The organism is Streptomyces sp. NPDC058221, from assembly GCF_042882365.1.
Lineage (GTDB): Bacteria > Actinomycetota > Actinomycetes > Streptomycetales > Streptomycetaceae > Streptomyces.
The window spans coordinates 1-22,948 of sequence record NZ_JBHVWF010000106.1 but is presented as its reverse complement, the minus strand read 5'-3'; the positions used below and the strand labels follow the sequence as shown (position 1 = coordinate 22,948).

At 70.5% G+C, this 22,948-nt stretch carries 17 protein-coding genes and 1 pseudogene; 16 read left to right on the top strand and 2 right to left on the bottom strand.

Features of this window, described 5'->3' with window-relative positions; genetic code table 11:
* Positions 1 to 17 precede the first annotated feature (17 nt).
* Positions 18 to 842 carry an oxidoreductase gene (locus ACFVW8_RS27855; protein WP_389694659.1) on the top strand — a complete coding sequence of 275 codons (825 nt, stop codon included), beginning with the start codon at positions 18 to 20 and terminating at the stop codon, positions 840 to 842.
* A 609-nt stretch (positions 843 to 1,451) separates the two neighbouring features.
* Here ACFVW8_RS27855 and ACFVW8_RS27850 read toward each other — a convergent pair.
* The gene (locus ACFVW8_RS27850; protein ID WP_389694657.1) at positions 1,452 to 2,291 is read right to left on the bottom strand and encodes an HAD family hydrolase; all 840 of its coding nucleotides are present in this window, start codon (positions 2,289 to 2,291) and stop codon (positions 1,452 to 1,454) included.
* Between the two features lie 568 nt (positions 2,292 to 2,859).
* Here ACFVW8_RS27850 and ssd point away from each other — a divergent pair.
* The 7 genes and pseudogenes from ssd to ACFVW8_RS27815 form a co-directional block, all read left to right on the top strand.
* On the top strand, positions 2,860 to 3,921 hold the full coding sequence (gene ssd, locus ACFVW8_RS27845; RefSeq protein WP_389694655.1) for a septum site-determining protein Ssd: 1,062 nt from the start codon (positions 2,860 to 2,862) through the stop codon (positions 3,919 to 3,921).
* On the top strand, positions 3,918 to 5,066 hold the full coding sequence (locus ACFVW8_RS27840; RefSeq protein WP_389694653.1) for a TadA family conjugal transfer-associated ATPase: 1,149 nt from the start codon (positions 3,918 to 3,920) through the stop codon (positions 5,064 to 5,066). The genes ssd and ACFVW8_RS27840 overlap by 4 nt, the downstream gene beginning before the upstream one ends.
* Before the next feature lie 17 nt (positions 5,067 to 5,083).
* Positions 5,084 to 5,941, top strand: a complete 858-nt coding sequence (locus ACFVW8_RS27835) for a type II secretion system F family protein (RefSeq protein WP_389694652.1) — start codon at positions 5,084 to 5,086, stop codon at positions 5,939 to 5,941.
* The gene (locus ACFVW8_RS27830; protein WP_389694650.1) at positions 5,938 to 6,813 is read left to right on the top strand and encodes a type II secretion system F family protein; all 876 of its coding nucleotides are present in this window, start codon (positions 5,938 to 5,940) and stop codon (positions 6,811 to 6,813) included. The genes ACFVW8_RS27835 and ACFVW8_RS27830 overlap by 4 nt, the downstream gene beginning before the upstream one ends.
* A 71-nt stretch (positions 6,814 to 6,884) precedes the next feature.
* On the top strand, positions 6,885 to 7,082 hold the full coding sequence (locus tag ACFVW8_RS27825) for a DUF4244 domain-containing protein (protein ID WP_389694648.1): 198 nt from the start codon (positions 6,885 to 6,887) through the stop codon (positions 7,080 to 7,082).
* 115 nt (positions 7,083 to 7,197) lie between these two features.
* Complete coding sequence (locus ACFVW8_RS27820) at positions 7,198 to 7,527, top strand: TadE family type IV pilus minor pilin (RefSeq protein WP_389694646.1); 330 nt, start codon at positions 7,198 to 7,200, stop codon at positions 7,525 to 7,527.
* A pseudogene (locus ACFVW8_RS27815) lies at positions 7,527 to 7,910 on the top strand (Rv3654c family TadE-like protein); the annotation flags it as partial. The gene ACFVW8_RS27820 and the pseudogene ACFVW8_RS27815, both read left to right, overlap by 1 nt.
* Before the next feature lie 86 nt (positions 7,911 to 7,996).
* Here the strand turns inward: ACFVW8_RS27815 and ACFVW8_RS27810 are convergent.
* Positions 7,997 to 10,528: a DEAD/DEAH box helicase gene (locus ACFVW8_RS27810; protein ID WP_389694644.1), complete on the bottom strand. Its 2,532-nt coding sequence runs from the start codon at positions 10,526 to 10,528 to the stop codon at positions 7,997 to 7,999.
* A 78-nt stretch (positions 10,529 to 10,606) separates the two neighbouring features.
* Between ACFVW8_RS27810 and ACFVW8_RS27805 the strand changes: the two genes are divergently transcribed.
* The 8 genes from ACFVW8_RS27805 (at position 10,607) to topA (ending at position 22,782) form a co-directional block, all read left to right on the top strand.
* Positions 10,607 to 10,960, top strand: coding sequence for an STAS domain-containing protein (locus ACFVW8_RS27805; protein WP_003967428.1), 354 nt, complete (start codon positions 10,607 to 10,609; stop codon positions 10,958 to 10,960).
* Positions 10,961 to 11,498: 538 nt separating this feature from the next.
* Positions 11,499 to 11,972, top strand: coding sequence for an ATP-binding protein (locus tag ACFVW8_RS27800; protein ID WP_389694642.1), 474 nt, complete (start codon positions 11,499 to 11,501; stop codon positions 11,970 to 11,972).
* A gap of 295 nt (positions 11,973 to 12,267) precedes the next feature.
* Positions 12,268 to 14,703, top strand: a complete 2,436-nt coding sequence (locus ACFVW8_RS27795; RefSeq protein ID WP_389694640.1) for a sodium-translocating pyrophosphatase — start codon at positions 12,268 to 12,270, stop codon at positions 14,701 to 14,703.
* A gap of 322 nt (positions 14,704 to 15,025) precedes the next feature.
* Positions 15,026 to 15,685 carry a small secreted protein gene (locus ACFVW8_RS27790; RefSeq protein ID WP_389694638.1) on the top strand — a complete coding sequence of 220 codons (660 nt, stop codon included), beginning with the start codon at positions 15,026 to 15,028 and terminating at the stop codon, positions 15,683 to 15,685.
* A 133-nt stretch (positions 15,686 to 15,818) separates the two neighbouring features.
* Positions 15,819 to 17,354: a methyltransferase gene (locus ACFVW8_RS27785; protein WP_389694636.1), complete on the top strand. Its 1,536-nt coding sequence runs from the start codon at positions 15,819 to 15,821 to the stop codon at positions 17,352 to 17,354.
* Positions 17,355 to 17,774: 420 nt separating this feature from the next.
* On the top strand, positions 17,775 to 18,548 hold the full coding sequence (locus tag ACFVW8_RS27780; RefSeq protein WP_389694634.1) for a hypothetical protein: 774 nt from the start codon (positions 17,775 to 17,777) through the stop codon (positions 18,546 to 18,548).
* A gap of 728 nt (positions 18,549 to 19,276) precedes the next feature.
* Positions 19,277 to 19,474, top strand: coding sequence for a hypothetical protein (locus tag ACFVW8_RS27775; RefSeq protein ID WP_389694632.1), 198 nt, complete (start codon positions 19,277 to 19,279; stop codon positions 19,472 to 19,474).
* A 422-nt stretch (positions 19,475 to 19,896) separates the two neighbouring features.
* The gene (gene topA / locus ACFVW8_RS27770) at positions 19,897 to 22,782 is read left to right on the top strand and encodes a type I DNA topoisomerase (RefSeq protein WP_389694630.1); all 2,886 of its coding nucleotides are present in this window, start codon (positions 19,897 to 19,899) and stop codon (positions 22,780 to 22,782) included.
* The last annotated feature ends 166 nt before the right edge of the window (positions 22,783 to 22,948 follow it).

The following is a 22,948-nucleotide window of genomic DNA, read 5'->3' as shown; positions in this document are numbered from 1 at the left end:
GCGTAGCCTCGCTACTTATGAGTACGACTTCCTCGGACCCGCTCGCCACCCTGGGCACCCTGCCGGGCGTGACGGACGCGGTGGACTCCGTGCGCAAGGCCGTCGACCGCGTCTACGGGCACCGTGTCATGCGTCGTCGCAGTAACGAGGTCACCGCGGAGGCTGCCCTGCGGGGCGCCCGCGGATCGGCTGCGCTCTCCGGTGCCGATTGGAATCTGGAGGAGGTGCGCCGTCGCGCCGATTTCACGGGGGACAGCGAAGCGCGGGTGGTCGGAGCCGCCCTGCGGCTGACCGCCGAGGCCGGCCAACTGCTCTCCATCTGGCGGCAGTCGCCGCTGCGTGTCCTGGCGAGGCTCCATCTGGTGGCCGCCGGTGGCGCGGCGCCCGAGGGTGCCGTCGGGCGGCCCCGGCTGGTGGGTGAACCGGTGGACGAGCCGCTGATTGAAGCGCCGCTTCCGGACGCCGACGAGGTGGCGGGGCGACTTGAGGGGCTCAGCGGGCTCATTCTTTCGGGGAGTGAGGCGCCCGCCCTGGTGACGGCCGCGGTCGTGCACGGCGAATTGCTGGCCCTGCGCCCGTTCGGTTCGTACAACGGACTGGTCGCGCGGACTGCCGAGCGGATCGTGCTGATCGGGAGCGGGCTGGACCCCAAGTCGATCTGCCCGGCGGAGGTCGGCCACGCCGAGCAGGGGCGGGCGGCATACGTATCGGCCTTTGAAGGCTATCTGTCGGGCACGCCGGAAGGCATGGCGGCCTGGATCACCCACTGCGGGGGAGCGGCGGAACTCGGCGTCAGGGAATCGACCGCGGTGTGCGAGGCGCTCCAGCGCGGCGCCGCGTAACAACCGAATGGGTGGTTCACGCGGTACGCGTGGAATGTGTGAGCGGGCGGTACGCGCAGAATGTGCGGGCTGAGCGCGCGAGTGGCTTCCGTCGGTCGAGGCCGCCGACGCCGGGCCCATGGTGAAAGCTGCCGTGCTGAGGGTGAAAAGGGTTGCGGCGGTACCGTCCTCGGTACCGCCGCTGGCATGTCCACCCAGTTACCAAGCGTCCTCGATATGTGCCCATCAGGTCGGGTACTTCGCCCGTTCCTGGTGCGGCTGGCCCGTAATCGACGGGTCGACGTCGCGTGGGTGCCCGGCTTTCATGCGCGGTCCGTGGGGCCTTCTCTGCGTTACGGGTCATCCTCACGGATGTCCTTGGTCTCGCGGGCCGTTGAGTCCTTTGTACTCCAGGGGCCGGGTGAGCGGTAGTGCTGGCGGCACTTCTTTACTTTTAGGTTCAATTACGGACGAGTCGGTTCAATTGGGTTTGCGGAACGCGGGAGCGAGGTGAGGGCGGTCGGCGGCGGCTGAGACCCGGGGCGGCCGGTCGCCGGTCCGACCTGTCTGGGTGATTCGTCCTGGGCCCCGGCGGTCGCCGAGCGGGTCGCTAGTCGATAGTGGGGCGTGTCACACGGAGGCCGCAGCTGCGCGCCGGCGGGCGGTGTACCAGACGATGCCGGCCGTGAGGGCTGCCGCTCCCACCGCTGCCGCGGCCATGAGGGCGGGGCGCGGTGGCAACGAGAAAGCGGGCAGTCGCTGCTTGAGCCGGACCGGACGGTCGAAGACGAGAATCGGCCACTCCCGGAGGGTCGCCTCGCGGCGCAGGGCGCGGTCCGGGTTGACGGCATGCGGATGGCCGACGGACTCCAGCATCGGCACATCGGTCGCCGAATCGCTGTACGCGTAGCAGCGTGCGAGGTCATAGCCCTCGGATACGGCAAGGGCCTTGATGGCCTCCGCCTTTGTCGGCCCGTACGCGTAGTACTCCACCTCGCCGGTGAAGCAGCCGTTGTCGCCGACGATCATGCGTGTGGCGACGACGCGGTCGGCGCCGAGCAGCTCGCCGATCGGTTCGACGACTTCGGCGCCGGAGGTCGAGACGATGACCACATCGCGTCCGGCGGTGTGATGTTCCTCGATGAGCGTCGCCGCTTCGTCGTAGATGATCGGGTCGATCAGATCGTGCAGGGTCTCAGCGACAATTTCCTTTACCTGCTGGACGTTCCAGCCTTTGCAGAGCGCTGAGAGGTACTCACGCATCCGCTCCATCTGGTCGTGATCTGCGCCCCCGGCAAGGAACACGAACTGTGCGTACGCGGTGCGCAGTACGGCGCGGCGGTTGATCAGCCCGCCCTGGTAGAAGGACTTACTGAAGGTGAGTGTCGAAGACTTCGCAATGACCGTCTTGTCCAGGTCAAAGAAGGCTGCTGTGCGCGGCAAGAAGCAGTTTTCCACAAGGCAGAGCATAGGGGCCCACCATTCGGCGTAAACTCCGGCGCGTGGGTTTGCCTGAGAAGGCTCTCGGGTACACCATGGAAGTCACGGATCGTTCGCGACCGTGCTAACCCGGTCCGGCTCCTCCCCCCCCGAGTCGGCCGTGGGGACGACCCCCGCTCTCCCCCCCGGCGGGGGTCGTCGCATGTCCGGACGCATTTCTGCCGCTCGGCATCAAGCATTTCTTCTCCTTCTGGGCCGTGATGGCCTGCATCCGCGATGGCCTCTCAGCAGCATGCATCGTCACGATGCGTGACGGTAGAGCTGCTCTCCGGAAGTCCCCGGTTTGAGTGACGGGGATATTCACAACGGTGGAGTTGTCCACAGTTTTTGAGCAAGATCCACACGATTTCCTGAAGCGCTGCACCGTGATTCCACCCGTGAAGTCCGCGGGTTTTCCGGAATCACCGTTCTCGGAACGCTCCGAGATCACCGCGACCCGCGGTGAAGGTGCGCGAAGAAGGGAGCTGAGAGCGTGGCTGAATCCAGCGCACGGGATCGTTTGCCGGCTGTCGGGCTGCGGCGGGGCGGACCGTTGATCGTGACCGAGGATGTGGATCTGCTCGACGATCTGCTGAGGCTGTGCGCGGCGGCCGGAGCGGAGCCCGAAGTTCATCACACGCTGCCGGATCGGCGCGGGGGCTGGGAGCGGGCCCCCATGGTGCTCGTCGGGGACGATGCGGCACCGCGGTGCCGAGGCGCGGCGCGCAGGCGGGGCGTCATGCTCGTCGGGCGGGACCAGGACGCACCCGATGTCTGGCGCCGGGCTGTGGAGATCGGGGCCGAGTACGTATTGCGGCTGCCCGATTCGGAGACCTGGCTCGTCGATCAGATCGCGAACGCGGCGGAAGGTGTCGGCAGGCCGGCGCTGACCGTCGGGGTGATCGGAGGCCGGGGTGGCGCCGGCGCGTCCACACTGGCATGTGCGCTCGCTGTGACAGCGGCGAGGACCGGGCACCGGACCATGCTGATCGACGGCGACCCGCTGGGCGGCGGCATCGATGTGCTGCTCGGTGGTGAACGGGCCGAGGGCATGAGGTGGCCTGATTTCGCCCATTCGAAGGGGCGGGTGGGTGGCGGCGCCTTGGAGGAGTCGCTGCCCGCACTGCACGGCTTGCGGGTGCTCAGCTGGGGCCGGGACGACTGGGTGGTCATCCCGCCACCGGCCATGCAGGCGGTGCTGGCCGCCGCGCGCAGGCTCGGCGGCGTGGTGGTTGTCGATCTGCCGCGCCGGGTCGACGAGGCGGTGGCCGAAGCCCTTGCCCAACTGGACCTCGGGCTCGTGGTGGTGCCCGGGGAACTGCGGGCGGTCGCGGCGGCGAAACGTGTGGCATCGATGGCCGGCATGGTGCTCGACGACATTCGTGTGGTGGCGCGCGGACCGTACGCGTCGGGCCTCGACGAACAGTGGGTGGCGCAGGCCATGGGGCTTCCGCTGGCCGGTGAACTCCCCGTGGAGCCGGGGATGCCGGCCGAGCAGGACATGGGTGAGCCGCCAGGCGGCAGCGCCCGCGGCCCGCTCGCCCGGTTCTGCTCGGCGTTCTGGGATCAGGCGTTCGCCGGTGAGGGTGCAGGGGGCGCGGCCATCGGGGGTGCCTCATGAGCGAGGCGCTGCTCGAGGCCGTCCGGCAGCGGCTGGCGCAGAGCGGAGCGGCGCCGACCCCGGCCGGTGTCGCAGCCGCCCTGCGGGCGCAGGGGCGGCTGCTCGGAGATGCCGAAGTTCTCGGCGTGGCCGATGAGTTGCGCGGCGAGCTGATCGGGACCGGCGTGCTGGAGCCGCTCCTGGCCGATCCGGCGGTCACCGATGTCCTGGTGTCCGCGCCGGACCGGGTGTGGGTGGACCGGGGCCGCGGACTCGAACTCACCGCGGTGGTCTTCGCCGACGCGGCCGCGGTGCGCAGGCTCGCGCAGCGGCTCGCGGCTGTGGCGGGGCGGCGGCTGGACGATGCCAGGCCATGGGTGGACGCGCGGCTGCCGGACGGGACCCGCATGCATGCCGTGCTGCCGCCGGTGTCGGTCGGATCGACCTGTCTGTCGCTGCGTGTGGTGCGGCCCCGGGCCTTCTCGCTGGCCGAGCTGGTTGCGGCCGGGACCGTACCGCCGGGTGGTGACCAGGTGCTGCGGGCACTGGTGGAGGCGCGGGTTTCCTACCTCATCAGTGGAGGAACGGGGGCCGGGAAGACGACGCTTCTCGCGAGCCTCCTGGGCGCGGTGGGAGAGCGTGAACGGATTGTGCTCGCCGAGGACTCGGCCGAGTTGAGGCCGGATCATCCCCACGTCGTCCGTCTGGAGTCGCGTCCGGCGAACCAGGAGGGAGCCGGGCGGGTGACGCTGCGGGACCTGGTGCGGCAGGCCCTGCGTATGCGACCCGACCGGCTGGTGGTCGGGGAGGTGAGGGGCGCCGAAGTCACGGAGCTGCTGGCCGCGTTGAACACCGGACATGAGGGCGGCTGCGGAACGGTTCACGCAAACGCGGCCGAGCATGTTCCGGCCCGGCTGGAGGCGTTGGGGACGGCTGCGGGGCTGGACCGGGCGGCGCTGCACAGTCAGTTGGCGGCGGCGTTGTCGGTGGTGGTTCATCTCGTACGGGACCGGGCGGGGCGGCGTCGGATCGCCGAGATCCATGTGCTGGAGCGGGATGCGACGGGGCTGGTGGTCACGGTGCCGGGGCTGCGGTGGGGCGTGGCCGGATTCGAGCCGGAGCGGGGCTGGGAGCGGCTGCGGTCGCTGATCGGGGGTGAGCTGTGACCGGTACGGAGGTGGGTATGCCCGCGGCGGTGCATGCTGCGGTGCTGTGTGTGGCGGCTGCCGCCTGGCTGATGGCGGCCGGGCGGGACCAAGGGCGGCGGAGGGCCCGGGTGTTGTTCGCCGATGGGGATGCGGAGTCGCCCCTTCGGGAGCGATGGGAGAGCGTTCTGAGGCTGCCCCGGAGATGGCTGAGGGGGCGGCGGGAGTGGCTGTGCCTGCCGGTGGCCCTGGTCCTGGCGGTCCTCGGTGAGTCCGTGCTGCCGATGGCCGCCGGGGCGATCGCGGTGCCGCTGGTGCGGCGGTGGTTGCGGAGAAGTGAGTTACGCAAGGACCGGGAGCGCGGGGCCGACGGGGTGGTGGACCTGTGCGGTGCGGTCGTGGGCGAGCTGAGGGCCGGCCGGGAACCGGGACAGGCGCTGCTTGTCGCGGTGCGCGGAACGGGGGTGATGGGCGCCGCCGAGGCGGGGGTGTCGGCCGCGGCGCGGTTCGGCGGGGACGTCCCGAAGGCGCTGGGACAGGCGGCGCGCGAACCGGGCCTCGACGGCCTTGCCGGAGTGGCCGCCTGCTGGCGGGTGGCGGTGGACGGCGGAGCCGGGCTCGCGGCCGGCCTGGACCGGCTGGAAGGCGCGTTACGGGCCGATCGGCGTCGGCGGGAGGAGCTGCGGGCACAGCTGGCCGGTGCATGGTCGACGGTCGCGGTCCTTGCTCTGTTGCCGGTGCTGGGCATGGGGCTCGGCGTCGCGCTCGGGGCGGATCCGTTGAGAGTGCTGCTGCACAGCCCGGTCGGGCTGGTCTGCCTGGTGATGGGTGGCTTGCTGGAGGCGGCCGGTCTGCTCTGGGCCGGCCGGATCGTCCGGGCGGGAGAAGCGGTATGAGCGCCGTGCTCGGTGAAGTTGTCCACAGGGTGGGGGCAGTCGGGCTTGCGGCGGGCTTGTGCACCCAGTCGGCGCTCGCCCTGGCCCGTCGGCGGACCGGGCGGCGGGTGCGCCGCCGGGGCGCGGAGTTCCTGGCGGTGGATGCGCGGGACTCGATGGATGTGTGCGCGCCGACACAGTCGGCCGGCGGCGGCGTCGGCGCGCACGGCACAGCCGGCAGGGTGCTGCGGTGGCTCGGCCGTGGGGTGCCCGCTGCCTCGGCCAGGCAGTGGGCGGCGGCGCTCGGCGTCGTACCTGCCGGCTGGATTCTGGTGGGTGGCCTTCTGGGGTGGGCTGTTGGTCTGGGGGCGGGATACGGCGCATGGCGCTGGCAGCGGTCTCGGCTGGGGCAGGAGCCGCGCCGCGCGGCCCAGGAGGCGACGGCGGTCGCGGAGGCGGTTCGTCAGCTCCCGTTGGCTGCCGACCTGTTGGCGGCCTGTATCTCCGTCGGTGCCGGCCCGCGGGAGGCGGCAGAGGCGGTAGGGGAGTCCCTTGGCGGTCCGGTCGGTGAGCAGTTGGCGCGGACGGCGGCGGAGATCCGGCTCGGTGGCGACCCGGCCGTCGCCTGGGGGAGGTTCGGCGAGATACCGGGAGCGGCTGCCCTGGCCCGCTGCTTGGACCGGGCGGGTGCGACCGGTGCTCCGGCGGCGGAACCGGTTTCGAGGCTGGCCGAAGCGATGCGTGCCGAGCGTTCGAGCGCGGCGGTGGCGCGTGCGCAGCGCGCGGGCGTACTGATCACCGCGCCCGTCGGGCTCTGCTTCCTGCCCGCATTTCTCACGGTGGGTGTGGCGCCTGTGGTGATCGGTCTGGCGAAGGGATTGCTGAGCCCCTGACAGCCTAAAAGCGGCAAAGGTAATCAATCATTCATTTTCAGTAGAAATGTGTCTTACGGGGGTTTGGAATCATGCGGAAAGTCATGGATTGGGCACGGGGTCTGGTGCGCAGGGCTCGGGCGGACAGCGGTATGACGACGTCCGAATACGCGGTGGGCACGATCGCCGCCTGTGCGTTCGCCGCAGTGCTCTACAAGGTGGTCACCAGCGCCCCGGTCATGGCGCAGCTGCAATCGCTGCTCAAAGGGGCCCTCGATGCGAAATTCTGAGACCGGCACCATTGCGGCTGTGGTGGCCGGCCCCGGGGCGCGGCCCGGGGACGGCTCCTGGGCGACGGGACGGTGGGCTGATCGGCGTGATCGGGGCGGGGGTGACCGGGGTGCGGTGACGGCGGAAGCCGCCATGGCGATTCCGGTGCTGGTCGTGTTCGCCCTCGCCCTGCTGTGGGCCCTGATGGCCGCCTCGGCCCAGATCCGGTGCGTGGACGCGGCACGGGCCGGCGCCCGGGCAGCGGCCCGCTCCGAACCGGAGGCACAGGTGCGGGAGGCCGCACTGTCGGCTGCGCCCGGCCGGGCGAGGATCGGGGTGGAACGGACGGGGGAGCTGTGGCGCGTCAGCGTGGCCGCACCGACCCCGGGCCCCGGGCCGCTGGCCGTCACGCTGAAAGCAGAGGCTGTGGCGTCGGCCGAGGACATGGTGGGGGCGACGCCGTGATGGGGCCCGGTTCGCGAGTGCCGGGTCAGTGGCTGCAGGGGTTCCGGGGGCGCTGTGAGCGGCGGGACCGAGGGCTGGCGACTGTGTGGGCGGCGGTGACCACGGCGACGCTGTGCACGGTGTTCGCGGTGGTCCTGGCGCTCGGGCAGGTGGTGGTGGCTCGGCACCGGGCCGGAGGCGCGGCCGACCTGGCGGCCCTGGCAGCCGCAGACCGGGCCCTGGAGGGGGCAGCCACGGCCTGCCGGGCCGCCCAGGAGGTTGCCGGGGCCCAGGGGGCGGAAGTGGTGCGGTGCGCCGTGCAGGGGGAGATCGCCGATGTGGCGGCCCGGGTGCGCCTGGGACCGTACGCGCCGGAGGTCAGGTCCCGTGCAGGGCCGGCGACCCCGGCTCCCGCTCATGGCACGGATCCTGCTCAGGCCGAGGACCCCGCCACGGATCCTGCGACTCGGGCGACGGCTCCTGCGGCCGGCTACGGGGCTGTGGGTGAGCCTGGTGACTCCGGTGACGCCGAAGGAGTGGTCGGGGCGCTCGACGTCGTTGGGCCGGCCGGGTCGGGAGGTGCGGATCGGAGGAGTTCCGTGAGCAGGCGCACAGCGCCCCGCTTGTGCAGAGGATCGTTGCCGTTGCCGCACTTCGGGGACTGGATGCAGGACGGGCAGCCTGCGTCGCACTCGCACGACGCGATGGCCTGACGGGTGGCGGTCAGCCAGCCGCGCGCGGTCTGGAAGGCGCGTTCGGCGAACCCGGCGCCGCCGGGGTGGCCGTCGTACACGAAGACCGTCGGCAGCAGGGTGTCCGGATGCAGCGGTACGGACACGCCGCCGATGTCCCAGCGGTCGCAGGTGGCGAAGAGCGGCAGCATCCCGATTGACGCGTGCTCGGCGGCGTGCAGCGCGCCGCCGAGGATTTCCGGATTGATCCGGGCGCTGTCGAGCTGGTCCTGGGTGACCGTCCACCACACGGCGCGGGTGCGCAGGGTGCGGGGCGGCAGGTCCAGTTTGGTCTCGCCGAGGACCTCGCCGGTGATCAGTTTGCGACGAAGGAAGGAGACGACCTGGTTGGTGACCTCCACGGAGCCGTAGCAGAGGCGCCCGTCGCCCCACGGGATCTCGGTGTCGGTCTCCAGGACGGCGATTGCTGTGGTGTCGCGTGCGGTCGTGGAGTACGGCGGATTGGCTTCCTCGACCAGTGCTGCCGAGTCCTCGAGGTCCAGCTTCCGGACCAGGTAGGTGCGGCCCTGGTGGAGGTGGACGGCGCCCTCGTGGACGGCGGTGTGCGCGGCGGACTCGTCGACGGTGCCCAGGAGCCGGCCGGTGCCTTCCTCGACGATCTGGACGGGGCGGCCGCCCTCGCCCCGGATGTCAGTGAGGTCGGCGGCCCGTTCGCGCCGGGTCCAGTGCCAGCCCGAGGGCCGCTTGCGGAGCAGCTTCGCGGTTTCCAGCTGTGGCAGCAGCTCGGCAGCGGCAGGGCCGAAGAGGTCCAGATCGGGTGCGGTGAGCGGCAGCTCCGCGGCGGCGGCACAGAGGTGGGGGGCCAGGACGTACGGATTGTCCGGATCGAGAACGGTCGACTCGACGGGCTGCTGGAACAGGGCCTCGGGGTGGTGGACGAGAAAGGTGTCCAGCGGGTCGTCGCGGGCCACCAGGATGGCGAGGGCGCCCTGCCCCGCCCGTCCTGCGCGGCCGGCCTGCTGCCACAGCGAGGCCCGTGTGCCGGGGTAGCCCGCTATGACGACGGCGTCCAGGCCGGAGACGTCGATGCCGAGTTCGAGGGCCGTCGTGGCGGCCAGGCCGAGCAGCTGGCCGGAGTGCAGGGCGCGTTCCAGGGCGCGGCGTTCCTCGGGGAGATATCCCCCGCGGTAGGCGGCGACGCGGGCGGGCAGGGAGCGGTCGACCTCTGCGAGGCGTTCCTTGGCGATGACGGAGATGAGCTCGGCGCCCCGCCGGGAACGTACGAAGGCGACCGAGCGGACACCTTGAACGGTGAGGTCGGTGAGCAGGTCCGCGGTCTCCGCTGTGGCGGTGCGGCGTACGGGAGCGCCCTTCTCGCCGTGCAGCTCGGTCAGGGGAGGCTCCCAGAGGGCGAAGACCAGTTCGCCCCGCGGGGAGGCGTCGTCGGCGACCTCGACGACGGGGAGGCCGGTGAGGCGGCCCGCTGCGGCCGAGGGCTCCGCCGCGGTGGCGGAGGCCAGGAGGAATACGGGATCGGCGCCGTAGCGGGCACACAGGCGGCGTAGCCGGCGGATTACCTGGGCGACGTGGGAGCCGAAGACGCCCCGGTAGGTGTGGCACTCGTCGATGACGACATAGCGCAGAGCACGCAGGAAGGAGGACCAGCGGGGATGGGACGGGAGTATCCCGCGGTGCAGCATGTCGGGGTTGGTGAGGACGTAGTTGGCGTACTGGCGTACCCATTCGCGTTCCTCGACGGGGGTGTCGCCGTCGTAGACCGCGGGGCGGATCCCGTTGCCCAGCGGAGCTGCGAGCCCCTTCACCGAGCGCCGCTGATCGGCTGCCAGGGCCTTGGTGGGGGCGAGGTAGAGGGCGGTCGCTCCACGGCCGTTGGGGGCCTCGGAGCCGTCCAGGAGGGCGCTGAGGACCGGGGCGAGGTAAGCCAGCGACTTGCCGGAGGCGGTGCCGGTGGCGATGACGACCGATTCGCCGTCCAGCGCATGCTCCGCGGCGGCGGCCTGATGGGCCCAGGGATGATCGATGCCGGCCTTCTGGATGGCAGCGATCACTTCTGGACGGATGCGATCGGGCCAGATGGCATGGGTTCCCGTACGCGGGGGCAAGTGCTCCGTATGAGTGATGCGCGCGGACCGGCCCGCCCCTGCGGCGAGCCGGTCGAGGACCATGTCCGGAGAGGGGCGGGAGCCACCGCTCTCGGGCGGTCGACTGGGGCGGTGTTTCTTGGCCATCGGCACCGAGTGTGTCACTGGCGAGGCGGACAATGGTCCCAAGGCGTCGTGCATGGCAGCTGGTAAGTGATTGAATGCCATCGCGGCTGGCGATCCGTCCCCTGGCTCCGCCGGGGAGACCGAGGGGCGACCGCTCGATAGCAAGGTGCTGGAGGATCCGTGGACCTGTCCTTGTCGACTCGCAATGTGTCCGGCCCTGGTGGCGACCGTACGGTCGTCGAGGTCGGTGGCGAGATTGATGTGTATACCGCGCCCAAGCTGCGCGAGCAGTTGGTCGAGTTGGTGAATGACGGCAGCTACCACTTGGTTGTCGACATGGAAGGCGTCGACTTCCTCGACTCCACCGGCCTCGGCGTGCTCGTGGGCGGCTTGAAGCGCGTTCGGGCCCATGAGGGCTCGCTGCGCCTGGTCTGCAACCAGGAACGCATTCTCAAGATTTTCCGGATCACCGGTCTGACCAAGGTGTTCCCGATTCACACCACGGTCGACGAGGCCGTCGCGGCCACCGACTGACGGCCGGCCCGCGGTCGGACCGGCTCCAGGGCCGGTCCGGCGGCAGCGGGTGCGACCGCAGCCGGTGCTGCCGGCAGCTCCGGAGGAAGTCAGCCGGGGTGATGGTGGCGGTTCGTCGGCGGCCGGTGAGCCGGTGGCCGACGTCCGGCATCAGCCGAGTCAACGTCAGCCGAGTCAACGTCAGCTCTGCCGGCATCGGTCAGGCCGGCACTGGCCAGTTCGTAGTCCGTCGGTCACCCGGTCGGCGGCCGGCAGCTGATCTATTTGCCAATCCGGTCGCTCACGCGATCGGGTCAGCCGTCAGCCGTCAGCCGTCAGCCGTCAGCCGTCAGCCGTCAGCCGTCAGCCGTCAGCCGTCAGCCGTCAGCCGTCAGCTTCGGCAGTGGCCGAATACTGGCCCGACATCATCTGTCGGGCCGGTGTCCGGTGGGTGCCGGGCTGATGCGGCGGTCGGCGGCGTCGGGAGAAGAACAGCCAGGATTGCCGGGCCATCCGCCCGGCTCCCGGGCTGCACACACGTACGTTCGAGGGGGATCGCATGGCCACCGTTGAACTCCGCTTCAGCGCCCAGCCCGAACACGTCAGAACGGCCCGCCTCGTGGCGGCTGCCGTGGCGCGCCGGGCCGGGGTCGACGAGGCCGTGCTCGACGAGGTCCGACTCGCCGTGGGGGAGGCCTGCAGCCGTGCGGTCGGGCTGCACCGCAGCCACGGCATCACCGCTCCGGTGACAGTCGTCCTGACCGAGGAGGAGAAGGCCTTCTCCATCGAGGTCGGCGACGAGGTGCCGGGACCGGGCAGTGACGGCGCCGTGCACGGCGCGTCCGGAAACCGCGGCGCCACGCCCGGCGTGGGACCGGATGAGCCGGAACCCGACCCGGAGGGCGACGGCGAGGACGAGATGGGCCTCGCGGTCATCAGCGGCCTGGTGGACGACGTCGAAGTCAGATCCGGCGCGGACGGCGGAGTCATCCGGATGAGCTGGCCGAAGACGCCGGCAGCCGTACTGCCCTGAGGGGCGGGCGGCCCGGGGCGGTGCGGCCGGCCCGGTGCGGCCGGCCCGGTGGCGTGACCGGCCACTCCTGATCAATTTTTCGAGGCCCTGCTGAGCAGGGCCTTTTTCATTTATGCGTGATCAATGATCTGCGGGCAATGCCTCTGCCCCATTACTGCATTCGGTCCAGTCGGCGAACGTGATCAATTGCCGTTCGGTGGATGAAGGTCAATTACATTTACCGCGCACTGTTTTGATCGTGTTCCGCTACCTACAATCCGTCCACGTCTTGAGCGCTGAGCGTCAAGGAGGACGTATGGCGGGGTTCGGCACCACACCACTGGCAGAACTGACGCAGTTTTCCGCACTTTCCGACCCACCCACCACTCTCGCAGCAGCGGTACTCACCGACGACAACCGTGTCATCGTGATCGTCATCGCGGTCGTCGCCGTCGCGGCACTGCTGGTCGCCCAGCTGCTGGCGCGCCAGGTGCTGGCGGCCGGCGAGGGCACCGAACGCATGAAGGAGATCGCGGCGGCCGTCCAGGAAGGCGCAAATGCCTATCTGGCCCGGCAGTTGCGTACCGTCGGCATCTTTGCCGTAGTGGTCTTCTTCCTGCTTCTGCTGCTTCCGGCCGACAACTGGTCGCAACGCGCGGGACGTTCGGTGTTCTTCCTGGTGGGTGCGCTTTTCTCGGCGGCCACCGGATACATCGGGATGCGTCTCGCCGTGCGGAGCAATGTGCGGGTGGCCGCCGCCGCGCGTGAGGCGACTCCCGCAGAGGGCGAACCGGAAAAGGATCTCACCGCCGTTTCGCACAAAGCAACGAAGATCGCATTCCGTACCGGAGGCGTGGTCGGCATGATCACCGTCGGTCTCGGACTCCTGGGCGCCTCCTGCGTGGTGCTCGGCTACGCCGCCGACGCGCCCAAGGTGCTTGAGGGCTTCGGGCTCGGTGCGGCACTGATCGCGATGTTCATGAGGGTCGGCGGCGGCATCTTCACCAAGGCGGCCGATGTCGGCGCGGACCTGGTCGGCAAGGTGGAACAGGGCATCCCGGAGGACGATCCGCGCAACGCCGCCACCATCGCCGACAACGTGGGCGACAACGTCGGTGACTGCGCGGGTATGGCGGCCGACCTCTTCGAGTCGTACGCCGTGACGCTGGTCGCCGCGCTCATCCTCGGCAAGGCCGCCTTCGGCGACTCGGGGCTTGCCTTTCCGCTGATCGTGCCTGCGATCGGGGTGATCACGGCGATGATCGGTGTCTTCGCGGTCGCCCCGCGGCGCAGCGACCGCAGCGGGATGACCGCCATCAACCGCGGATTCTTCATCTCGGCCGTCATCTCGCTCGTTCTGGTGGCTGTGGCGGTCTTCGTCTACCTGCCGTCCTCGTACGGGGAACTGGACGGGGTCACCGACGCGGCCATCACCTCGCACGGCGGGGACCCGCGGATCTTCGCCCTGGTCGCCGTCGCCATCGGCATCGTGCTTGCGGCCCTGATCCAGCAGTTGACGGGCTACTTCACCGAGACCAACAGGCGTCCCGTCATGGACATCGGCAAGTCCTCGCTGACCGGACCGGCCACCGTCGTACTCGCCGGTATCTCCATCGGACTGGAGTCGGCCGTCTACACCGCGCTGCTGATCGGGCTCGGCGTCTACGGGGCGTTCCTGCTCGGCGGTACGTCGATCATGCTGGCGCTCTTCGCGGTGGCACTGGCCGGGACCGGGCTGCTCACCACCGTCGGGGTCATCGTCGCCATGGACACCTTCGGTCCGGTCTCCGACAACGCCCAGGGCATCGCCGAGATGTCCGGCGATGTCACGGGGGCAGGTGCCCAGGTCCTCACCGACCTGGACGCCGTCGGCAACACCACCAAGGCCATCACGAAGGGCATCGCCATCGCCACCGCCGTCCTGGCGGCGGCGGCGCTCTTCGGCTCCTACCGTGACGCGATCGCCACCGCGGTCGACGACGTCGGTGCTTCGGCCGGGGAGATGGGACTGAGTCTGGACATCTCGCAGCCCAACAACCTGGTGGGGCTGATTCTCGGTGCCGCGGTCGTCTTCCTCTTCTCCGGCCTGGCCATCAACGCGGTGTCCCGGTCCGCCGGGGCCGTGGTCTACGAGGTGCGGCGGCAGTTCCGCGAGCACCCGGGAATCATGGACTACACCGAGAAGCCGGAGTACGGGCGCGTCGTCGACATCTGCACCAAGGACGCGTTGCGTGAGCTGGCCACGCCCGGTCTGCTGGCGGTGCTGGCACCGATCGCGGTCGGCTTCAGCTTCGGGGTCGGGGCGCTCGGCTCGTATCTCGCCGGCGCGATCGGCACCGGGACGCTGATGGCGGTCTTCCTCGCCAACTCCGGCGGTGCGTGGGACAACGCGAAGAAACTCGTCGAGGACGGTCACTACGGCGGCAAGGGGAGTGACGCCCATGCCGCGACGGTCATCGGCGACACGGTCGGCGATCCCTTCAAGGACACGGCCGGGCCTGCGATCAACCCCTTGCTCAAGGTGATGAACCTGGTGGCGCTGCTCATCGCGCCCGCGGTGGTGAAGTTCAGCTACGGCGAGGACGCGAACCCCTGGGTGCGTGCGCTGGTGGCGGTGGTCGCCGTCGTGGTCATCATCGGTGCGGTCTACGTGTCCAAGCGGCGTGGGATCGCGGTGGGGGACGAGGGCGACTCCGGGGGTGAGAGCGGGGGCAGTTCCACGAGGCCGAGCGACCCGGCAGCCGTTCAGTGAGGCGGTCGACGGGAGGGGGCCGCGCCCGCTAGGGGCGTGCGGCCAACGTGCGGGCGGGCGAGGCACTCTGATGCGTCGTCCGCCCGTCGGCGTGTCCGGCCGGCTGTCGTCGTGTTCCGCCGGCCCGCCCGACGCCTGCCCGGACGCGTACTTGCTCGTTCAGGTGTTCCCGTACGCGGGGGCCGTGCGGGTGAGTTGTATCTCCCTCATTTTGCTTGGTGCAAATGGCTGCAAAAGGCCACCCATCGGACGACCGGCGCCCGGATGGAGGGCGCTCGGCGTGTAAGTTCCGGGGCCGAGAGCCTTGGAAGGGACCAATCCGGTGAACAAGAAGCTTGCGGCCGCGCTGTCCGGCGGTGCGGTACTGGTACTTACGCTGTCGGGCTGCAGCGACGACAGCGACAACAAGGTGAACGACTGGGCCAAGAAGGTCTGCGACCAGGTCCAGCCCCAGCTGCAGAAGATCGCGAACGCCAACGCCTCCATCCAGCAGCAGACGGCCGACAACAGCAAGCCCGCCGACGTCCAGAAGACCGACTCGGCCGCCTTCAAGCAGATCTCCCAGGCTTACAAGGCACTGGGCTCGGCGGTCGACTCGGCGGGCCCGCCGCCGGTCGACGACGGCGAGACCACGCAGAAGGAGGCCGTGAAGGAGCTCAACGCCTCCTCCGTGGCCTACGCGAATCTGCAGAAGAAGGTCGATGACCTCAACACGAAGGACCAGGCGAAGTTCGCCGACGGCCTCAAGGGCATCGCGGACGAGCTGAACAAGATCAGCACCAATGGTGACCAGGCGCTGAAGAAGCTCCAGTCCGGCGATGTCGGCAACGCGATGGCCAAGCAGAAGGGCTGCCAGAAGCCGACGGCCTCGGCATCGCCGTCGTCCGGCTCGTCGAAGTCGGCTTCGCCCTCGAAGGACACGAAGGACCCGAAGGCCTCGAAGGAGGCGTCTTCTTCCGCCTCGCCCAGCGAGAAGTCGTAACCGGGAAACTCCCGGCCACGGCCGCACACCCCGAACGAGCAGCTGTACGACCGCGGACCCGCGGGTGTACGACCGGCCCGGCGGCCCCTGATGGGCCGGCGGGCCGCTGCCGTTGTCAGTGGGAGCCGCCACAATGGGTCGTGTGAGTAAGACCAGCCTTCCCGCACCCGACCATGCGACCCGGCTCCGCGAAGCCCTGCTCGCCGCCGCCTTCACCGCCGACGGCCTTCTCGACCTGCTCGGCGCACCCGCCTACGCCGCGCTCGCGCGCAGCGAGACGGTCCCCGCGCTGCGTGCCACCCGAGGGGATGCCCCGCTCGACACACTGGTGCGGCTCTTCCTGCTCCAGCACCCGGTTCCGGCCGGGCGGGCGGCTGCCGTGCTGCCGCTGCCGGAATGCGTGGCGGACGGCTGGCTGACCGAGTCGGACGGTGAGGTCCGAGCGTCCGTCGACGTACGGCCGTACGGCGGGCCGGACGGCCAGGACTGGTTCATCGTCTCCGACCTGGGCTGCGCCGTCGGCGGAGCGGGCGGTATCGGCTCGCGCGAGGAGGGCGTCGTCCTCGGCATCGGCGGTGCGTCCACCACCCTCGCCGGCATCACCGTCCGCAGGCCTGTCGCCTCCGCCCTCGACGTCGGTACGGGCTCCGGCATCCAGGCGCTGCACGCCTCCCAGCACGCCACCCGGGTCACCGCCACCGACCTCAACCCGCGCGCTCTCGACTTCACCCGGCTCACCCTCGCCCTCTCCGGCGCCGCCCCGGCCGATCTGCGCGAGGGCTCCCTCTACGAGCCGGCCGCCGACGAGACGTACGACCTGATCGTCTCCAACCCGCCCTTCGTCATCTCGCCCGGCGCCCGGCTGACCTACCGCGACGGCGGCATGGCAGGCGACGACCTGTGCCGGACGCTGGTGCAGCAGACCGGCGACCGGCTCAACGACGGCGGATACGCCCACTTCCTGGCCAACTGGCAGCACACCGAGGACGAGGAGTGGCAGGACCGGCTGCGTTCCTGGGTGCCGAGCGGCTGCGACGCCTGGATCGTGCAGCGCGAGGTGCAGGACGTCACGCAGTACGCGGAGCTGTGGCTGCGTGACAGCGGCGACCACCGCACGGAGCCCGCCGAGTACGCCGCGCGGTACGACGCCTGGCTGGACGAGTTCGAGGCCGGCGGGACCAAGGGCGTCGGCTTCGGCTGGATCACCCTGCGGAAGTCCGCCGCGGCCGCCGCCGGAGACCCCTCGATCGTGATCGAGGAGTGGCCGCACGCGGTGGAACAACCGCTCGGACCGGCCATCGAGGCGCACTTCGCCCGCCGGGACTATCTGCGTGACCAGGACGACGCCGCGCTCCTGGCCGGCCATTTCGGCCTGGCCGCCGAGGTCGTGCAGGAGCAGGTCGGGCTGCCGGGCGCGGAGGACCCCGAACACGTGGTGCTCCGTCAGAACCGCGGAATGCGACGCGCGACGAAGGTCGACGCGGTGGGCGCCGGATTCGCCGGCGTGTGCGATGGATCGCTGCCGGCGGGGCGGATCCTGGACGCCATCGCGCAGTTGATGAACGAGGACCCGGTGCTGCTGCGCGACCGCACTCCGCAGGCCATCCGGCTGCTGGTCGAGGAGGGCTTCCTGGAGCCGTTGCCCCCGGCAGGCGGGGCAGCCGGATGATCCGTAGCGAGTTGGACGAGCCGTCGGTCGGGGCGACGCGGATCCCGATCGGCCCGCTGTGGGACGCCTTCTGCAGCCTGCATTTCGCGCTGCCGCACCGTGCCCGTTCCTTGGCCCCATGAGGCATGGGTGGTGCACGCCCGGGAGGTGCTGAGGGAGGACGACCGCACGCATGTGCTGCGGCTGCTGGCCGAGGGCCCGTTGGACTTCCCGGACTTCCTGCTGCCCCGTCCCGGTCGGGGCAGCGTAGGTCGAGGCGGAGCCGGAGACCGGCCGGGCCACCCCGGCCGACGTCGTACGGGCCGGGGTGGCCGAGCACTACGCGGGGCGCGATGGCCCCCACGTACGCCCGCACCTGGAGGATCCCGAGGCAGCCTGTGCGGCCATCGCCGATGAGTACGCGGCCTGCTGGAAGGCGCCATGGCGGCGCACCGGCCCACGATGCGCCGCCTCGTGGAGGACGAAGTCCTTGTCCGGGCGCGGACCTTCGCCACCGAAGGGGCCGGCGCCTTGTTCGCCGGCCTGGAGAGCCGCGCCAAGAGGGCGCCTCCCGTCCTGGAGCTGACGAAGCACATCGACATGGAGTGCCGGGCAGGCGAAGGAGGTTCCTGCTCGTGCCGCTGGTCTTCGCCGAGGGCTGCCGGCTCTGGTTCCACCGACGACTCCGAAGTGCCGGCGGTCTCGTTCCGGGCCCGTGGTGCGGGAGCGGCCCTGCGCGAGCCACAGGCGGAGCGGTCCGAGAGCGGCGACCGGCTCGGACTCCTGCTCGGCCGCGGCCGCGCCTCGGTCCTGCGACAGCTCGGCGGACCGCTGACCACGGCCGCCGGCCCGGGGGAAGCCGGCCCCGTCGCCGTGCGCCGCAGGAGCGGTTGCGTGTGCGGCGGTGACCGAGGGCTGTACGACCGGCTCTCCGCCCTCGACAACCTGCGCCGCTTCGCCGGGCTCTACGCCGTCGAGCCGTGCGACCAGAAACGGCGGACAGCCGAACTGCTGGACCTGGTCGGCCTCACCGGCCGGGAGAGGGAGCGGGTCGAGGGGTGCCTGCCCGGCAACGCCGTCGCCGCCGCGTCCATCACCTGCGTCTATGGCGGCACGATGGCCATCTCCGATGAACGTCGGTACGGGACGCTCGGCGCGGTGCTGCCGAGTCCCCGTATCCGGGCTCCGCTCTGGTTCGGCCGCGCTCTGCCGTAGGTGCTGAACGGCCTTGTCATCAGCGTCTTCACGCTCTCAGCTGCCTGTCTTCTGCTCGGCCTGCGGATTCCGGTTGGGGCTCTGCCGGGCTGGCCGCGGTGCTGCACCCCGCGCGGCGGGGTGCTCCGCGTTCGGCCTCGCGCTGGGGGCGCTGGGGCTGCGTTTCCGTGATGTGTTCCTGATCTCGAACGTGGCGAGTCCCGTACTGCTGCTGTCGACCGGCGCGAACGTCCCGCAGGAGAACCTTGCGGAGTGGATGCGTGTCGTCGGTGACGTACTCCCGCTGACGTACTCCCGCTGACGCACGCGGCCGAAACAGCACGTCAGTTGTGCGCCGGTGCGGGTCTGAGCGGCCGGGGGATCGCTGCCGAACGGGCGACGGGCGCGGGATACGCGCTGCTCGCCGTCGCGTTGCTGACGCTGTTCGAACATGGCAGCAGGCGGCGGGCGACCCTCGACGTGATGTGAGGGCGGGAGATGAATCAGGCCATCGTCGGGCCGGGCGCCCGGCTGATGTGCTCACAGCGCGGTCCTGCTGTTCACCCGGGGTTCGCGTCGGCGACGTTCCGCGGTGCGAGCCTCCTCCCGTAACGGCGCGATCGACATGGTGCGACCGGAACAGCGCGACCGAAAGCGGCGCGCGAAGCCGTACGGCGCGGCACGACGCGGGACAGGCACCCGACCCGACCCACCCCGCCCCGCGTCGGGGGACACGGAGGCGTACGGATATGGAGAGCGGACCTGCGGTCTTCGCCGGAACGGTATTCGCACTGTTCGGTGTCGCGCTGCTGCTGTGGACGGGGGCGCGCACGTTGCACCGCGCGCCGGTGGCGCACGGGGTGAGCCCCCGCGTCTCCACCGCACTGGCCACTGTGTTCGGCGTGGTTTTCCTCGTCCTCGGGGTGTGGTGCTTCACACGCGTCTGAATCCCGCGTCTGAATCCCGCGTCTGATCGCGCGTCTCAACCGGCACCCGAATCCCCGCCCGAATCCGCACTCGAACCTCCGTCCGATATCTCGTCCGGCATCTGTCCGAACCCGCCGCGGCCGACCTGCCCCCCAGGGCGGGCCCGGAACACGCCCGGACTGTCCTGGCCCCGCCCCCAGTACCGGCAAGGCGGCCACAGCGCCTCCGAAACCCGCAGGCAGCGGCCCTGCGAACGGCGGACCGAGCGGGCCGGGCGGCAGGAAAGGCGGAAGTCGGGTTACCGTTCGAGTGGCCGTTGCGGGCTTTTGCCGTTTGACACGGGGGCGGGTTGTACCGTCACACTCCGCAGCGACAGCACTGTCGGCAGCGCCATCGCGCTGCCCTGATGCCCACCGAGCGTCGACCGGAGAGAAGAGCGAAGTTGTCCCCGACCAGCGAGACCGCACAGGGCGGCCGCCGACTCGTCATCGTCGAGTCGCCTGCCAAGGCGAAGACGATCAAGGGCTATCTGGGCCCCGGATACGTTGTCGAGGCGAGCGTCGGGCACATCCGCGACCTCCCGAACGGCGCCGCCGAGGTGCCGGACGAGTACACCGGCGAGGTGCGTCGTCTCGGCGTGGATGTCGAGAACGACTTCCAGCCCATCTACGTCGTCAACGCCGACAAGAAGGCCCAGGTCAGGAAGCTCAAGCAGCTACTGGCCGAGTCCGACGAACTCTTCCTCGCCACCGATGAGGACCGCGAGGGCGAAGCCATCGCGTGGCACCTGCAGGAAGTCCTCAAGCCCAAGGTCCCGGTCCACCGGATGGTCTTCCACGAGATCACCAAGGACGCGATCCGGGCCGCCGTCGCCAACCCGCGCGAGCTCAACCAGCGCATGGTCGACGCCCAGGAAACCCGCCGGATCCTCGACCGCCTCTACGGCTACGAGGTCTCGCCGGTCCTGTGGAAGAAGGTCATGCCGCGCCTCTCGGCCGGCCGTGTCCAGTCCGTCGCCACCCGCCTCGTCGTCGAGCGGGAGCGCGAGCGCATCGCCTTCCGTTCCGCCGAGTACTGGGACCTGACCGGCACGTTCGCCACCGGCCGGACCGGTGACGCCTCCGATCCCTCGACGCTCACCGCCCGCCTCAGCGCGGTCGACGGGCGCCGCATCGCCCAGGGCCGTGACTTCGGCCCGGACGGGCAGCTCAAGTCCGGCTCCGGTCAGACGCTGCACCTGGACGAGACGAACGCCCGCGCCCTGGCCGCCGCGCTCGCCGACTCCGCGTTCGCCGTGCGGTCCGTCGAGTCGAAGCCGTACCGCCGCTCCCCGTACGCCCCCTTCCGCACGACGACCCTCCAGCAGGAGGCGAGCCGGAAGCTGGGCTTCGGGGCCAAGGCCACCATGCAGGTAGCGCAGAAGCTGTACGAGAACGGCTTCATCACCTATATGCGTACCGACTCCACGACCCTCTCGGACACCGCGATCTCCGCGGCCCGGGCCCAGGTCACGCAGCTGTACGGGGCGAACTACCTGCCGGACAAGCCGCGCACCTACGCCGGCAAGGTCAAGAACGCGCAGGAGGCGCACGAGGCGATCCGCCCCTCCGGGGACCGCTTCCGCACCCCTGCCGAGACCGGCCTGACCGGTGACCAGTTCCGGCTCTACGAGCTGATCTGGAAGCGGACCGTCGCCTCGCAGATGAAGGACGCGGTCGGTAACTCCGTCACCGTCAAGATCGGCGGCCGGGCGAGCGACGGCCGTGACGCCGAGTTCTCCGCCTCCGGCAAGACGATCACCTTCCACGGCTTCATGAAGGCGTACGTCGAGGGCGCCGACGACCCGAACGCCGAGCTCGACGACCGTGAGCGCCGGCTGCCGCAGGTCGCCGAGGGCGACGCGCTGTCCGCCGATGAGCTCTCGGTCGACGGCCACGCGACCAAGCCGCCGGCCCGTTACACCGAGGCCTCGCTGGTCAAGGAGCTCGAAGAGCGCGAGATCGGCCGTCCGTCGACGTACGCCTCGATCATCGGGACCATCCTCGACCGCGGCTACGTATTCAAGAAGGGGACGGCGCTCGTGCCGTCGTTCCTCTCGTTCGCCGTGGTCAACCTGCTGGAGAAGCACTTCGGCCGGCTCGTGGACTACGACTTCACTGCCCGCATGGAGGACGACCTCGACCGCATCGCCCGCGGTGAGGCCCAGTCCGTGCCGTGGCTGAAGCGCTTCTACTTCGGTGCACAGCCCGGTGACGACACGGCCGGTGCCGGAAAGGCCTCCGACGCGGGCAACGGCGACGGCGACCACCTCGGCGGGCTCAAGGAGCTCGTCACCGACCTCGGCGCGATCGACGCCCGGGAGATCTCCTCGTTCCCCGTCGGCAACGACATCAAGCTCCGCGTCGGCCGCTACGGCCCGTACATCGAGCGCGGTGAGAAGGACTCCGAGGGCCACCAGCGCGCGGACGTTCCCGAGGACCTGGCGCCCGACGAGCTGTCCGTCGAGTACGCGGAGGAGCTGCTGGCCAAGCCGAGCGGCGACTTCGAGCTCGGTGCGGATCCGGTCAGCGGCAACCAGATCATCGCCAAGGACGGGCGCTACGGCCCGTACGTCACCGAGGTGCTGCCCGAGGGCACTCCGAAGACCGGCAAGAACGCGGTGAAGCCGCGGACGGCCTCGCTCTTCAAGTCGATGTCGCTGGACACGGTGACGCTGGCCGACGCGCTGAAGCTGATGTCGCTGCCGCGTGTGGTCGGCGAGGACGCCGAGGGCGTCGAGATCACCGCGCAGAACGGCCGCTACGGGCCGTACCTGAAGAAGGGCACGGACTCGCGGTCGCTGACCTCCGAGGACCAGCTCTTCGACATCACGCTCGAAGAGGCCCTCGCGATCTACGCCCAGCCGAAGCAGCGCGGCCGCGCCGCGGCCAAGCCGCCGCTGAAGGAACTGGGCACGGACCCGGTGAGCGGGGCGCCGGTGGTCGTGAAGGACGGCCGCTTCGGCGCGTACGTCACCGACGGTGAGACGAACGCGACGCTGCGGTCCGACGACAGCGTCGAGGAGATCACGCCGGAGCGCGGCTACGAGCTGCTCGCGGAGAAGCGGGCCAAGGGGCCGGCCAAGAAGAAGACGGCGAAGAAGGCTCCGGCCAAGAAGGCGACCGCGAAGAAGGCGCCGGCGAAGAAGGCGACTGCGACGAAGAAGACCGCGGCCAAGAAGACGACTGCTGCGGGGGCGTCGGCTGCGAAGAAGACCGCGGCGAAGAAGACGACGGCGAAGAAGTCTGCGTCTGCGTCTGCCTCGGCGGCGGCGTCGTCGGAGGAGTGACTTCGCGGGGGTTCTGAACGTCTGACGTCGGGCGGGCCGGAGAGAGGATTCTTCGGCCCGTTCGGCGTTTTTGTGTTGTGCGGGTGCGGGTGCGGGTGCGGGGCTGTGGTGGGGTGCGCCTGCGGCGGGCCTGTTCCCCTCCCCGCCCCTTCCCGTAACCGGGGGG

Bases quoted from the DNA above. Each gene is read 5' to 3' on its own strand.
- ACFVW8_RS27795 (WP_389694640.1), top strand. From the start codon at position 12,268: ATGGCGGGGTTCGGCACCACACCACTGGCAGAACTGACGCAGTTTTCC.
- ACFVW8_RS27785 (WP_389694636.1), top strand. From the start codon at position 15,819: ATGGGTCGTGTGAGTAAGACCAGCCTTCCCGCACCCGACCATGCGACC.
- ACFVW8_RS27830 (WP_389694650.1), top strand. From the start codon at position 5,938: ATGAGCGCCGTGCTCGGTGAAGTTGTCCACAGGGTGGGGGCAGTCGGG.
- ACFVW8_RS27850 (WP_389694657.1), bottom strand. From the start codon at position 2,291: ATGCTCTGCCTTGTGGAAAACTGCTTCTTGCCGCGCACAGCAGCCTTC.
- ACFVW8_RS27855 (WP_389694659.1), top strand. From the start codon at position 18: ATGAGTACGACTTCCTCGGACCCGCTCGCCACCCTGGGCACCCTGCCG.
- ACFVW8_RS27825 (WP_389694648.1), top strand. From the start codon at position 6,885: ATGCGGAAAGTCATGGATTGGGCACGGGGTCTGGTGCGCAGGGCTCGG.
- ACFVW8_RS27780 (WP_389694634.1), top strand. From the start codon at position 17,775: ATGGCGGCGCACCGGCCCACGATGCGCCGCCTCGTGGAGGACGAAGTC.
- ACFVW8_RS27810 (WP_389694644.1), bottom strand. From the start codon at position 10,528: ATGGCATTCAATCACTTACCAGCTGCCATGCACGACGCCTTGGGACCA.
- ACFVW8_RS27835 (WP_389694652.1), top strand. From the start codon at position 5,084: ATGCCCGCGGCGGTGCATGCTGCGGTGCTGTGTGTGGCGGCTGCCGCC.
- ACFVW8_RS27840 (WP_389694653.1), top strand. From the start codon at position 3,918: ATGAGCGAGGCGCTGCTCGAGGCCGTCCGGCAGCGGCTGGCGCAGAGC.
- ACFVW8_RS27775 (WP_389694632.1), top strand. From the start codon at position 19,277: ATGGAGAGCGGACCTGCGGTCTTCGCCGGAACGGTATTCGCACTGTTC.
- ACFVW8_RS27800 (WP_389694642.1), top strand. From the start codon at position 11,499: ATGGCCACCGTTGAACTCCGCTTCAGCGCCCAGCCCGAACACGTCAGA.